Below are 13522 nucleotides of genomic sequence, written 5' to 3'. Positions count from 1 at the left end.
GATCGTGATTTCTGTTGAGTGTTATAAAGGTAAAAAAGTTGCTCTATTTGGATTAGGGAAATCAGGTTTGGCAACAGCACAAGCGCTCATCTCTGGTGGGGCAGAAGTCATTGCGTGGGATGATAATCCTGCTGGTGTGGAAGCCGCTTGTAAAGAAAATATTGCAACGAGGGATCTTCATCATGAGGATTGGTCAGAATTTGTTGCATTAATCTTAGCACCTGGAGTGCCTTTATTTTATCCAAAGCCCCATTGGGTTGTTGATAAAGCACGTCAAGAAAATGTAGAAGTCATTGGTGATATTGAATTATTTGTCCGCGCGCGGAATCATTTTTTGCAACAATATGATTTTTGCGATTGGGATGTTCCATTTATTGCTATTACTGGTACAAATGGTAAATCGACGACCACGACTTTGCTTGTTCATCTTTTAGAACAAATGGGTTATGATGTGCAGATGGGGGGGAATGTTGGAACAGCGATATTAACACTGAAGCCATTTGTTAAAAAACGTATTTATGTTATTGAATGTTCATCATTTCAGATTGATTTAGCACCTTCTCTTCAACCAACTATCGGTATTTTGTTGAATCTAACACCGGATCATATTGATCGTCATGGTACCTTTGCTCATTATGCTCAGGTAAAAGGGCTTTTAGTTTCTAGAGCGTCCCATGCTTTAATTTCAGTTGATGATGCGGCCTGTAAAACTTTGTATCAACAACTTGTGGACGAGAAGCATCAAGTTGAGGCTATTTCTAAGAAACATTTTGTTGAAAATGGTTTTTATGTAGAAGGAACACAACTTTTTTCTGTTCGTCATGGGCAGCGCCATATGCTTGTTGATCTTGCTGCTGTTACCTCATTACGCGGTAGTCATAATGCACAAAATGCTCTTATGGTTTTGGCAACATTGCAGGCATTAAAAATTACTGATCCACACTTAGAGAAGCATTTAGTCAGTTATGCAGGGCTTGCGCATCGTATGCAGCAGGTGCGTAAAATTGGATCGGTTTTGTTTATCAATGATAGTAAGGCTACCAATGCAGATGCATCAGCTGTTGCTCTTGCTACCTTTGATGATATTTTTTGGATTTTAGGAGGGAAAGCAAAAGAAGGTGGAATTGGTGCTTTGAGAAAATTTTTTCCTAAAATCCGTAAAGCTTATTTGATTGGGGAAGCAGCAGAAGATTTTGTTCGCGTTATTGGCTCTTCTTTTCCTATTTCCATGAGTTTAACCTTAGAGAATGCTGTGCGTGAAGCTGCTATTGATGCGTCTCATGAAAAGGTGAAAGAGGCAGTTGTTTTATTGTCCCCAGCGTGTGCAAGTTATGATCAGTTTAAGAATTATGAAATGCGTGGAGAGGCTTTCATATCTTTTGTTATGCAGTTAAATAAACACGAATTGTAAAAAATATTCTGCGTTAAGAAACTGGAATCTTTTTCAGTGTAATTCAATTTTTGAGGTACTTGTCAAAAAATAAAGGACTATACCTCTGTAAATAGAATTGTGAAAAGGATAAAGTGAAGATGATGTTTACTCGCGCAAATCGAGATCCGATCACGAATTGGTGGTGGACGATTGATCGTTCTATCCTTGCTGCTTGTTTAATCTTGATGGGAATTGGCATCATGTTGTCTTTTGCAGCCAGCCCTGCTGTTGCAGAGAGAATAGGGATTAATGATAGCTTTTATTTTGTGCGTTGGCATATCATTTTTTGCATTCCCGCGTTTTTTACCATGATGACTATTTCTTTTTTTTCGCCTCGCAATATTTGCCGTCTATGTGCTCTTTTATTAGTTGTAACGCTTATTCTTATGGTTACAACTTTATTGTTTGGTATTGAAGTTAAAGGAGCACGACGTTGGATTTCTGTGTTTGGTGTTTCTGTACAAGCTTCAGAATTTATGAAGCCGGCTTTTATCGTTATGTCTGCTTGGCTTTTTTCAGATCAGGTAGGACGTCGTGGTATTCCTCATTATACATTAGCCGTTACACTTTATGCCATTTGTTGCATCCTTCTTATTTTACAACCTGATATTGGTCAAACGCTTTTAATTAGTGCAGCATGGGGTGGTTTGTTTTTTGTTGCAGGTTTACCTCTTACTATTGTTTTTCTATTTCTTGTTTTAGGTATTTTGGGAGGTTTTCTAGCCTATTTTTTTGTTCACCATGTGCGTGAGCGCATCAATGGTTTTTTGACAGGTGAAGGTGATACATTTCAGGTTGATATGGGGCGTGAAGCCATTTTGAATGGTGGATGGTTTGGCCAAGGGCCAGGTGAAGGTACGATTAAACGTATTCTTCCTGATGGTCATACAGATTTTGTTTTCTCTGTGGCGGCTGAGGAATATGGTATTATTTTTTGTTTATTGATTATGGCAATTTTTGGTTTTATCATTACACGCTCACTTTATGTAGCATTAAACACGCGTGACTCATTTACATGTTTGGGTATTACTGGTGTATCAATGGTAATTGGTTTGCAATCAGCAATTAATATGGCAGTTAATTTGCATTTAATACCTCCAAAGGGTATGACATTGCCATTTATTTCTTATGGTGGCTCATCTATGTTGGCGATTGCTATTTCGATGGGTATTTTGCTCAGTTTAACACGCCGCTGGCCAGAAGCACGATTTTCAGTCTTTGTTCCACCTGCCGTTTCGGACGTTATTCATGACAAATAAAAAAGTTGTTGTTTTAGTTGCTGGTGGTACAGGTGGGCACCTTTTTCCCGCAGAAGCGCTTGCTGTTGAGTTAAGGCAGCGCGGATATGATGTGCATTTAGCAACAGATGAAAGAGCTAAGCGTTTTGTACGTCATTTTGATGAAAAGCATATCCATATAATTTCATCAGCAACATTGGTACGACATCACCCTTTTGCACTTATAAAAACATTTTGGCTTTTGCTGAGAGGAATGGTTCAGTCATGGATACTTTTTCGTAAATTGCGTCCTGTTCTTGTCGGTGGATTTGGTGGTTATCCCACTGTTCCTCCAGTTTGGGTTGCTGCTTTAACCGGGCGTGTAACATTTATTCACGAACAAAATGCTGTTATGGGGCGTGCTAATAGGGTGTTAGCAACTCGAGTGAATGCAATAGCAAGTGGTTTGTTGCTAGAGAACAAAATACATATTCATAAAACATTTGTTACGGGCAATCCTGTTCGTGAAGCTATTCTTAAGGCAGCAGAAATTCCTTATTGTGCTTCCACTAGTAAACAACCATTTTATTTTTTGGTCTTTGGCGGTAGTCAAGGGGCTTCTGCTTTTTCACGCATTGTTCCTGAAGCTGTTAAGTTGCTTGATCATGATATACGTGAGCGTTTGCATATTGTTCAGCAAGTTCGTGGTGAAGAGATAGATTTGGCAAAAATTTACCAAGATATGGGAGTGCAGGCAGAAGTCGCCCCTTTTTTTGATAATATGGTTGAACATATTGCTCGCTCTCATTTTATTATGTCGCGTGCTGGTGCTTCAACAGTTTGTGAAATAGCTATCATTGGTCGGCCAGCTTTACTTATTCCGTATCCGCACGCTCTTGATCACGATCAAGCAGCAAATGCGGCTTTGCTTGCTGCAAGAGGGGGAGCACAAATTATGTTAGAAAAAGATTTAAACGCACAGATACTTTCTTCTCTTTTAACAAAATTTTGTTGTGAGCCGCACTCATTAGAACAACGAGCATTGGCTGCAAAAAAAGTTGGAAAACCTCAAGCAACCAGAGTTCTTGCGGATATGGCTGAAGCGTTAATTGTAGGAAGATCATTATTAGACATGAAAAGGGAGTTTTTTGATGAAAATACCACTTAATATCGGCCTTATTCACTTTGTAGGCATTGGTGGTATTGGTATGAGCGGAATTGCTGAGGTTTTGCATAACCTTGGTTATAAAATTCAAGGATCTGATCAAGCTAACAATACAAATATTGAGCGTTTACGAAGTAAAGGGATCAACGTTCATATAGGTCATCAGGCTAAAAATCTAGGGGAAGCAGAAGTTGTTGTTATTTCCACTGCGATTAAAAAAACAAATCCTGAATATATAGCTGCCAAGGAAAAGCATTTGCCAGTTGTTAAGCGTGCGGAAATGCTTGCTGAATTGATGCGTTTTCGCCAAGCAATTGCTATTGGTGGTACACATGGCAAAACAACCACTACGTCAATGGTAGCTGCGCTTCTTGATGCTGGTAATTTTGATCCGATGGTGATTAATGGCGGCATTATCAATGCTTATGGAACCAATGCACGCATGGGGAACGGTAATTGGATGGTGGTTGAAGCTGATGAGAGTGATGGTACATTCTTAAAATTGCCTGCTGACATTGTTGTAGTGACGAATATAGATTCTGAGCATTTAGACCATTATGGGAGTTTTGATGCTGTGCGTGAATCTTTTCGACAATTTGTAGAAAATGTGCCTTTTTATGGTTTTGCTGTTATGTGCCTTGATCATCCAGAGGTTCAGACATTAGCTAGTCGGATTGATGATCGTTGGGTAATCACGTATGGTGCAAATCCACAAGCAGATGTTCGTTTTCTTAATTTTTCAATGAAAAATAAAAAAGCACATTTTGATGTTCTTATTCGATCACGAAAGACAGGTATACAAACTGAACTAAGAGATTTGGTTTTGCCGATGTCTGGAAAGCATAATGTTTCTAATGCTACTGCAGCGATTGCGATTGCTCATGAGCTTGGAATTTCAGATGAAGTTATTAGAAAAGGATTAGCAGAATTTGGAGGGGTAAAGCGGCGTTTCACCCAAACAGGAAGTTGGCGTGGTATTGATGTATTCGATGACTATGGGCATCATCCCGTTGAAATAAAAGCTGTTTTACGTGCAGCTCGTGAGAGCACAAACGGGCAGGTAATTGCAATTGCTCAACCGCATCGTTATTCGCGTTTGTGCAATTTATTTGATGATTTTACTACGTGTTTTAATGATGCTGATACAATCATGATTGCACCGGTTTATGCAGCAGGTGAAGAGCCGATCACTGGTTTTGGTTCTAAAGAACTTGTAGAGCACATACAAATGGCAAGCCACTGTGATGTGCGTTTGATTGATGATCTGGAAGATGTTGTTTCGATTGTATCTACAGTCGCTAAGTCTGGTGATTATGTGGTTTTTCTTGGTGCTGGTAGTATTACACAATGGGCTTATGCATTGCCTAAGCGGTTAGCGGAGCTTGATAACAATGATGAATTTTCAGCCAATTGACGGTAAAAAACTGTTAGCCTGGTTGCAGCCGGTGTTAAGTGATATAAAGGGAAAAATAACGCCCAATGTCGAAATGCGCAAGGTAACGTGGTTTCGCACGGGTGGGTTGGCTGAGCTTTTTTATCAGCCTGCTGATGAAGATGATTTAGCTTTATTTTTTAAAGTGTTACCTGAATTCGTTCCTGTAACAATTGTAGGGATAGGTTCTAATCTTCTTGTGCGTGATGGGGGAATTCCTGGTGTTGTTATTCGTCTTTCAACAAAAAGTTTTGGGCAAATAAAACAGGTTTCTTCAACACGGTTTTTGGTTGGTGCTGCTACAGCGGATAAGCATTTGGCATCAGCAGCTTTAGAAGCAGAGATTTCTGGTTTTCATTTTTATCATGGGATTCCAGGTGGCTTGGGAGGGGCATTGAAAATGAATGCTGGAGCTAATGGTGTTGAGACGGCTGAGCGTGTTGTTGAGGTTTATGCACTTGATCGTAAGGGAGAGCGTCATATCTTAAATTTGAGAGATATGAATTATGCTTATCGTCATTGTAATATTCCTGAAGGTCTTGTGTTTACCGCCGCTTTGCTGGAGGGAGATGTAGGGAACAAAGATGATATTCGTGCAGCTATGCATGAAGTTGCTCTTCATCGAGAAACAGTGCAACCCATTCGTGAAAAAACAGGTGGATCAACTTTTCGCAATCTTGAAGATATTTCTGCATGGAAGGTTATTGATGAAGCAGGGTGCCGTGGTTTGCAGATAGGTGGTGCTCAGATGAGCGAAATGCATTGTAATTTTATGATTAATATGGGTGAAGCTACAGGTTATGATCTTGAAAAATTGGGTGAAACAGTGCGTGCTCGTGTTTTCAATCATTCAGCCCATCATTTAGAGTGGGAAATACAGCGCATTGGTCAATTTGAGCAAGATCGTATCGTTCTTCCCTTTGATCAATTTCATTGATTTATTCACATCATTAAAAAATTGAGTCATTTCAAAGAGATAAGCAGAATTTTCTATTAAAAATCAATAAATTAATAGAAAAGCTCTTGCTTCATTCTCCTGATTCTGATTCATTAGAAAAAATCACTAGATTGTTGATTCAAAATGATAAATCTAGTTTTTTCTAATATATAGTGATTGGTTGTTTTGCAGGGTATATATATAGTATCTAAAGAAGGATAAGTATCATGACAGGTAAGCATGTAACCGTTTTGATGGGAGGGTGGTCATCTGAGCGGTCTGTTAGTTTATCTTCAGGTACTGCTTGTGCAGATATTTTGGAAGCACAGGGGTATAATGTCGTTCGTGTGGATGTCGATGATCGTATTGTTTCTGTTCTTGAGGAATTGCGGCCGACTACTGTTTTTAACGCATTGCATGGGCCATTTGGTGAGGATGGTTGTATTCAAGGTATTCTTGAATATTTAAAAATTCCTTATACGCATTCTGGAGTGATGGCATCAGCCTTGGCAATGGATAAAGGGCGTGCAAAAATTATTGCTGCCAGTGCTGGTGTTTCTGTTGCTCCTTCTTGTGTGATGAGCCGCTTTAGTTTGGGAGCAGAACATCCTATGAAGCCCCCTTATGTAATTAAGCCTATACGTGAAGGATCAAGTTTTGGTGTCGTGATTGTGGGGAGTGATGAAACTATGCCACTTCATGACATTATGAATAATGAGTGGGTTTATGATGATGAGATAATGGTTGAAAAATATGTTCCAGGGCGCGAGCTTACCTGCGCTGTTTTAGGGGATGAAGTCTTGGATGTTTGTGAAATCGTACCCAAAGAGTGTTTCCAGTTTTATGATTATGACTCAAAATATAAGTCTGGTGGTTCTCTTCACATTTGTCCTGCAAAACTTTCATCAAATATTTACCAAAATGTGCAAAGAATGTCTTTGGCGGCACATCAAGCTATTGGTTGTCGGGGTGTTAGTCGTTCTGATTTTCGTTTTAATGAAGAAACAGGGGAATTAATTTGGCTTGAAATCAATACGCAGCCAGGTATGACATCGACTTCTCTTGTTCCTGATATTGCAAAAGCGAGTGGTCGTACTTATGGCGATATTGTTAAATGGATAGTGGAGGACGCATCGTGTATGCGCTGAATGTTGAGAAAACAGGTTTTCTGAGAATATTATCAGTGACGGTTTTGCAACGTCTTTACCGTCGCGTATTCTGGTTTTTATTTAAGTGTGTTGCTGGTATTGATGTCCCTCGCCATGCAGGTTCTCTTGCTGTTTTTTCTTTTTTCTTTCTTTCGATACTTTATAGCATTTCATCTGGTGGTTATATGAACCATTTCATGAAAGTCGCAATATCGAATTCTGGCTTTTTAGTTACTCATGTTGATATGAGTGGCAACAAACGTATGATGGAACAGGATATTTTAAAAGTTTTGGGGCTTGATGAATATCCATCAATGATTAGTTTTGATATTGATAAAGCCCGTTTTATCTTGGAACAGCAGCCTTGGGTGCGATTAGCTGATGTTCAAAAAATTTATCCTGATCGATTACGTATTTCATTAGTAGAGCGTGAGCCATATGCGATTTGGCAGCATAATGGCGAAATGAATATTATTGATGATACCGGGTATGTGATTGCACCATTTCAAGCAGGTCTCGTTCAGAATTTGTCATTCGTAGTTGGCCAGGGTGCGCAAAAGACAGCCAAATTATTTATTCAAGCGCTTTCAGTATATCCGCAACTACAAAATCATGTTCGTGCTTATGTGCGTGTAGGTGATCGACGTTGGGATCTTTTTTTAGCGAATGGGATGCGTATTATGTTGCCTGAAAATGGTGCTATTGAAAGGCTTGCTTCTTTTATTGAACAGGGTGTAGCAGAAGATCTTTTTTCGCGTGATATTTCAGATATTGATTTGCGTCTTTCTGATCGAATAACAGTTTCTTTATCGGATGAAGCATTAACACGTCGTCGTGCTGTTGTATTGGAAGAAGAGCGTCTTTTGAAGATGCTGAAAGCAGGGAGTGTATAATGTTTCTCAGCTTACCTCATGGAGGATGGCGCAAAACGCGTTTTCTAACAGTTCTTGATGTAGGTTCAAGTAAGATCGTTTGTCTTATTGCCTGTTTGCATCCTTTAGAACATGCACGGCATTTGTATGGTCGTACGCATTCTATAGAAATTTTAGGTTTTGGTATGCAGCGTTCATGTGGCATTAAATCTGGTGTCATAATGGATATGGTTGCAGCAGAGCGATCAATACGTTTGGCTGTTGATGCAGCAGAAAAGATGGCTGGTTTGGTGGTGGATTCAGTGATTGTGAATTTTTCCTCAAGTTGTTTAAAAAGTAGCTTTATTAATGGTACAGTGTGTTTAGATGGGCATGAAGTGACTCCATACGATGTACGTATGGCATTAGCAGATGTTTCTCGCAAAGCTTTTGATGCTGAACATCATATTGTGCATACAGTTCCAGCTTTTTACGCATTAGATGGCAATAAAGGGATTGTTGATCCTATTGGGATGATAGGAAAAACACTCGGTGTGAATGTACATGTTGTAACAGCAGAAACAGCACCTTTGCGTAATTTAGAAACTTGTATTAACCGTGCTCATTTGAGCGTTGAAGCAATGGTAGCAACGCCTTTTGCTAGTGGTCTTTCAGTTTTAATTAATGATGAGGCGCGTTTAGGAGCTGCATGTATTGATCTGGGTGGTGGAACGACAACACTTTCAGTGTTTTCTGAAGGAAAATTCGTTCATACGGATGTTCTTCCAGTTGGAGGGCATCATGTAACTCTTGATGTTGCGCGTGGTTTTTCTATGTCTATTGAAGAAGCAGAGCGTTTAAAAATTGTATATGGTTCGACGTTTTCAATGAGTGCCGATGATCGCTGTATGATTAATGTATTAGAAATCGGCAATGGACATCATGAAACCGAGTATCCACGCGCTGTTCTTGGTCGTATTATTCGTGCGCGTGTTGAAGAAATATTGGAGATGATGCGTGATCGTTTAAACCGTTCTGGTTTTGGGCACATCATCGGTAAACGTGTTATTTTGACTGGGGGAGCAAGTCAGTTAACAGGACTGCCAGAGATGGCACGTAATATATTGGGAAGAAATGTTCGTATAGGACGGCCTTTAGGTATTTCTAGGCTTCCTTCCTTTGCAAAAGGGGCGACATTTTCATCTGCTGTTGGATTATTAATTTATCCTCAGTTAGTGGGTTTTGAGAAAAAAACAGTTCAAACTGCAGTCAAATATTTATCGACAGGTAGAGGTAAGTATTTTCAACGTGTTGGTCAGTGGTTGCGTAAGACTTTTTAAGTAAATTTATTTTAGAAATATTAATTTCCATCGCTTTGGCTTGCGGTGTTTTATAGGAAGGAAAAGAAAATGACAATTAATCTGCACCGGCCAGATATTGCTGAATTAAAGCCGCGCATTACCGTTTTTGGTGTTGGGGGTGGTGGTGGAAATGCCGTAAATAATATGATTAATGCGGGCCTTCAAGGCGTTGATTTTGTTGTTGCCAATACGGATGCACAGGCTTTAGCTATGTCAAAAGCTGAACGTGTAATCCAGCTTGGCGCAGCAGTGACAGAGGGATTAGGAGCTGGTGCTTTACCAGAGGTTGGGCAAGCTGCTGCAGATGAATGTATTGATGAAATCATTGATCATCTTGCAGATTCTCATATGGTTTTTATTACAGCAGGTATGGGAGGAGGCACAGGAACGGGAGCAGCGCCTGTTGTTGCTCGTGCAGCACGTGAAAAAGGTATTTTGACCGTTGGCGTTGTGACAAAGCCTTTTCAGTTTGAAGGTGCGCGTCGCATGAAGACAGCAGAGGCTGGCATAGAGGAGTTACAAAAATCCGTTGATACATTGATTGTTATTCCTAACCAAAATTTATTTCGCATTGCCAATGAAAAGACAACATTTGCTGACGCCTTTGCTATGGCTGATCAGGTTCTTTATTCTGGGGTTGCTTCTATTACAGATTTGATGATTAAAGAAGGCTTAATTAATCTAGATTTTGCTGATGTTCGTTCTGTTATGCATGAAATGGGTCGTGCAATGATGGGCACTGGTGAGGCATCTGGTGAAGGGCGTGCTTTAGCTGCTGCTGAAGCTGCTATTGCAAATCCTCTATTAGATGAAACCTCTATGTGTGGAGCTCGTGGTCTTTTGATTTCCATTACTGGTGGCCGTGATATGACTCTATTTGAAGTAGATGAAGCTGCTAATCGTATTCGCGAAGAAGTTGATGCTGATGCGAATGTTATCTTTGGTGCTATTGATGATGAGTCGCTTGAGGGTGTTATTCGTGTATCGGTTGTTGCAACAGGTATTGATCGTTTGGCTAGTGATGTAGTTCAGCCTTCTCATTCTAAATTTCAGAAATCCGTATCTTCAGTTCGTAAGAACGACTCTGGAATAAATCAGACAGCTTCTCATCCTCAGTCATCACAATTGCGTTCTGAATCAATGGTTGAGACAATTGAATCTCTTGAAGTTGAAGTGAGCCAGAGTCAGCCGGTTGAAGAGATGTTTTCTCCAAAGAGCCAAATTTTTGCTAAACCTACAGATACAGCTTCTACCTCAAGTAGGAGTGCTGCTACTTATCCTTTTGGACATGGACAAAGTGATATTTATGGGAAGATATCAAATGCATCACGTATACAGGTTAACAGCATTCCTCAGCAGTCTACGGCAGCGGCGGTGAGTATGGAAGCAACGGCGCATGTTCTTAGTGAAATGACTAACATTGTAGAGCAAAGTGAGGAAAAGCAAGCCCAAATTCAGCCTTATATAGCGCCAGCACGTATGCCTGAGTTGAAAGATTTTTCTCCTTTTACTCATGGTCAAGGGATACATTCTTCTGGTTTAGAACAAGGACCACGTAGTCTCTGGCAGCGTTTAAAGCAAAGCTTAACATACCGTGAAGAAATTGAGCCGGAAGCTCGATTAGAGCCTGCTGTGAAACCTCTCCAGAATGAAGAGTCTCACATTTACAATAAAAACGTGCAAAAAGTGTCTTCTCAGGATTCTTCTGTTTACGCTCCACACCGTTCTACAAAGTTACAGTCACGTGCGCTACAAGACCAGCGTGCTTTTGTAAACGAGGAAGATCAATTGGAAATACCAGCATTTTTACGTCGCCAAGCGAATTAATGAATAAAAAATGAAAGAGAGAAGATTTTTATATTTTTTATAATGAAACAAAGATTTTTGATTCCTAGAAGACATATTGAGCTTTTATAAAGGTTTTTATAATCTTTATTGTGAACCCGTTTGTAATAAATGGGTTTATATTTATTATTGAAGATAATTTTTTAGAGATTTTATTCAAATCTTCAAAAACTGTAAAAAACCCATGAAGTGATTTAATGCAGTGGTGAAAAAATATCAATCAACTTTGAAAAATGCAGTGACATTTGAAGGATATGGTGTTCATAGTGGCAATGTATCTGTGGTTAGGATTTATCCCGCTGATATCGATAGTGGTGTTATTTTTAAGCGTTGCGGAATAGATAAAAGTGAACAAATATTGCGAGCACATGCATCGCAGATAGGAGAAACTGAATTATCAACAACACTTAGGTCTGGGGATGTAAGAGTTGAGACTATTGAACATTTGATGGCAGCAATTGCTGCTTATGGTTTGGATAACCTTGTTATTGAGGTATCGAGCAATGAGGTGCCGATTTTAGACGGGTCCTCATGGCAGTATTGTCAAGCTTTTGAACAAGTTGGTATTGTGCAGCAGCCAGCATTGCGTTCTTATTTTATCGTAAAAAAACCAGTGCGGACTGAAACAAAGAGTGGTTTTGCAGAGTTTTTACCGTTTGATGGATGTCGTTTTGACGTTATGATTGATTTTTCTTCACCTGCTATTGGCAAACAACATCTTAGTTTTGATCTCACCTCACAAGGGTTTCTAGATGATTTATCACGTGCACGTACTTTTGGTTTTGTTAAAGATATAGAGAAATTATGGGCTTCTGGAAAGGGATTAGGTGCTTCTTTAGAAAATTCTCTTGTCATTGGTCTTGATAATCAAATCATTAATCCAGAGGGTATGTATTTTGATGATGAGTTTGTTCGACATAAAATGCTTGATGCAATTGGTGATACTGCTTTACTTGGAGCACCTTTTATTGGGTTATTTCGCTCATACTGTAGTGGACATGCGCTTAATTCGCAGTTAGTGAAAGCCGTTTTGGCAGATGAATCATGTTATGAGAAAATTACTTTATAAGTAAAATAAAAGAAAATTTAAAAATTTTTCTTTAATATATTTGATTTTTAAGAAGAAAATTGATCTAAAAACGCTAAATGCACTAATGACTTTTTATATGATGTAACATAAAGCTTTTTAATGTATGGCTTTTATTACAAGATAGTATTTTCGTGAGGCTAGGGAAATTATGACGAAATCTAGTGTATATGTTGGAAATATAGTCCATAGGAAATCTAACATTGTGCGTAAGATCTTAATTGGAGTTTGTGGGGGAGGAATTTTCTTATTGGCAGGCTGTTGGTTCAAAGATAAAAATGCTCTTGATCCAGCTGTACATGTTTTAAAAATCGATTCGCCGGATGTAGTGTATGCTCAAGCTCTTTCTCATTTTCATTCAGGGAAATTGGATGAGGCATTGAAGAAATTTTCTATTATTGAAGAACAACATGCTTATACTGAGTGGGGTCGTAAATCTTTGATAATGAGTGCTTCTACAAATTACCGGCTTGCTAAATATGATGATGCAATTAGTGCGGCACAACGTTATATTACTCTTTATCCGACTGCAGGTGATGCTGCTTACGCTTATTATCTGGTTGGTCTTTCTTCTTTCCAGCAGATCTCTCATGTTACGCGCGATCAACAAGATACCAAGCGTGCTATTGCTGCTATGCAACTTCTCATAGAACGTTATCCAGAATCTGATTACGTCAATGATGCTAAAGCTAAAATACTTTTTGGTCGAGAGCAGTTAGCTGGCCAAGAAATGCAAATTGGTCGTTATTATGAAAGAGGTCAGCAATATTTAGCAGCCAGTAGGAGGTTCCGTACGGTCATTGAAGAATATTCAGATACAAAGCAAATTGAGGAAGCACTTTTCCGGTTAACAGAAGTGAGTTTTGCTCTTGGTTTAATTGAGGAAGCGCAAACAGCTGCGGTTATGTTAGAGCGTTATTATCCCGAAAGTAGCTGGTATAAATTTGCTAGTGATTTGTTAAAAAAGAATAATATGGTGCCACGAGAGCATAAATCTTCTTGGATCTCACGTGCTTTGAGTGGTGATAAAAATAAGGCGTATTGATT

11 protein-coding genes are annotated in these 13522 nt (G+C 39.3%); all 11 read left to right on the top strand.

From position 1 onward, the window contains the following. Positions 1-4: 4 nt before the first annotated feature. The 11 genes from murD (at position 5) to BARBAKC583_RS04545 (ending at position 13520) form a co-directional block, all read left to right on the top strand. The gene (murD, locus tag BARBAKC583_RS04595; protein ID WP_005767434.1) at positions 5-1411 is read left to right on the top strand and encodes a UDP-N-acetylmuramoyl-L-alanine--D-glutamate ligase; all 1407 of its coding nucleotides are present in this window, start codon (positions 5-7) and stop codon (positions 1409-1411) included. Between the two features lie 122 nt (positions 1412-1533). Beyond that, complete coding sequence (locus BARBAKC583_RS04590) at positions 1534-2691, top strand: FtsW/RodA/SpoVE family cell cycle protein (protein WP_172952867.1); 1158 nt, start codon at positions 1534-1536, stop codon at positions 2689-2691. Further along, positions 2681-3817, top strand: coding sequence for a UDP-N-acetylglucosamine--N-acetylmuramyl-(pentapeptide) pyrophosphoryl-undecaprenol N-acetylglucosamine transferase (locus BARBAKC583_RS04585; protein ID WP_005767430.1), 1137 nt, complete (start codon positions 2681-2683; stop codon positions 3815-3817). The genes BARBAKC583_RS04590 and BARBAKC583_RS04585 overlap by 11 nt, the downstream gene beginning before the upstream one ends. Then, positions 3801-5228 carry a UDP-N-acetylmuramate--L-alanine ligase gene (gene murC / locus BARBAKC583_RS04580; protein WP_005767428.1) on the top strand — a complete coding sequence of 476 codons (1428 nt, stop codon included), beginning with the start codon at positions 3801-3803 and terminating at the stop codon, positions 5226-5228. Before BARBAKC583_RS04585 ends, murC begins: the two co-directional genes overlap by 17 nt. Beyond that, positions 5206-6183, top strand: coding sequence for a UDP-N-acetylmuramate dehydrogenase (gene murB, locus BARBAKC583_RS04575; RefSeq protein ID WP_005767427.1), 978 nt, complete (start codon positions 5206-5208; stop codon positions 6181-6183). Before murC ends, murB begins: the two co-directional genes overlap by 23 nt. Positions 6184-6410: 227 nt before the next feature. After that, on the top strand, positions 6411-7331 hold the full coding sequence (locus BARBAKC583_RS04570) for a D-alanine--D-alanine ligase (RefSeq protein WP_005767425.1): 921 nt from the start codon (positions 6411-6413) through the stop codon (positions 7329-7331). Then, positions 7298-8224 carry a cell division protein FtsQ/DivIB gene (locus tag BARBAKC583_RS04565; protein WP_011807385.1) on the top strand — a complete coding sequence of 309 codons (927 nt, stop codon included), beginning with the start codon at positions 7298-7300 and terminating at the stop codon, positions 8222-8224. Before BARBAKC583_RS04570 ends, BARBAKC583_RS04565 begins: the two co-directional genes overlap by 34 nt. Continuing rightward, on the top strand, positions 8224-9522 hold the full coding sequence (ftsA, locus tag BARBAKC583_RS04560) for a cell division protein FtsA (protein WP_005767421.1): 1299 nt from the start codon (positions 8224-8226) through the stop codon (positions 9520-9522). The genes BARBAKC583_RS04565 and ftsA overlap by 1 nt, the downstream gene beginning before the upstream one ends. 69 nt (positions 9523-9591) lie before the next feature. Next, a complete protein-coding gene (gene ftsZ / locus BARBAKC583_RS04555; RefSeq protein ID WP_005767417.1) occupies positions 9592-11370 on the top strand; it encodes a cell division protein FtsZ in 1779 nt (592 codons plus the stop codon). 220 nt (positions 11371-11590) lie between these two features. Beyond that, positions 11591-12457, top strand: coding sequence for a UDP-3-O-acyl-N-acetylglucosamine deacetylase (lpxC, locus tag BARBAKC583_RS04550; RefSeq protein WP_005767415.1), 867 nt, complete (start codon positions 11591-11593; stop codon positions 12455-12457). Positions 12458-12626: 169 nt separating this feature from the next. Further along, positions 12627-13520 (top strand): outer membrane protein assembly factor BamD, encoded by an 894-nt coding sequence (locus tag BARBAKC583_RS04545; RefSeq protein ID WP_035453042.1) that lies wholly within the window; start codon positions 12627-12629, stop codon positions 13518-13520. The last annotated feature ends 2 nt before the right edge of the window (positions 13521-13522 follow it).

The sequence above is a fragment of the Bartonella bacilliformis KC583 genome, assembly GCF_000015445.1.
Taxonomy (GTDB): domain Bacteria; phylum Pseudomonadota; class Alphaproteobacteria; order Rhizobiales; family Rhizobiaceae; genus Bartonella; species Bartonella bacilliformis.
This window is presented reverse-complemented; position numbering and strand designations above follow the sequence as displayed.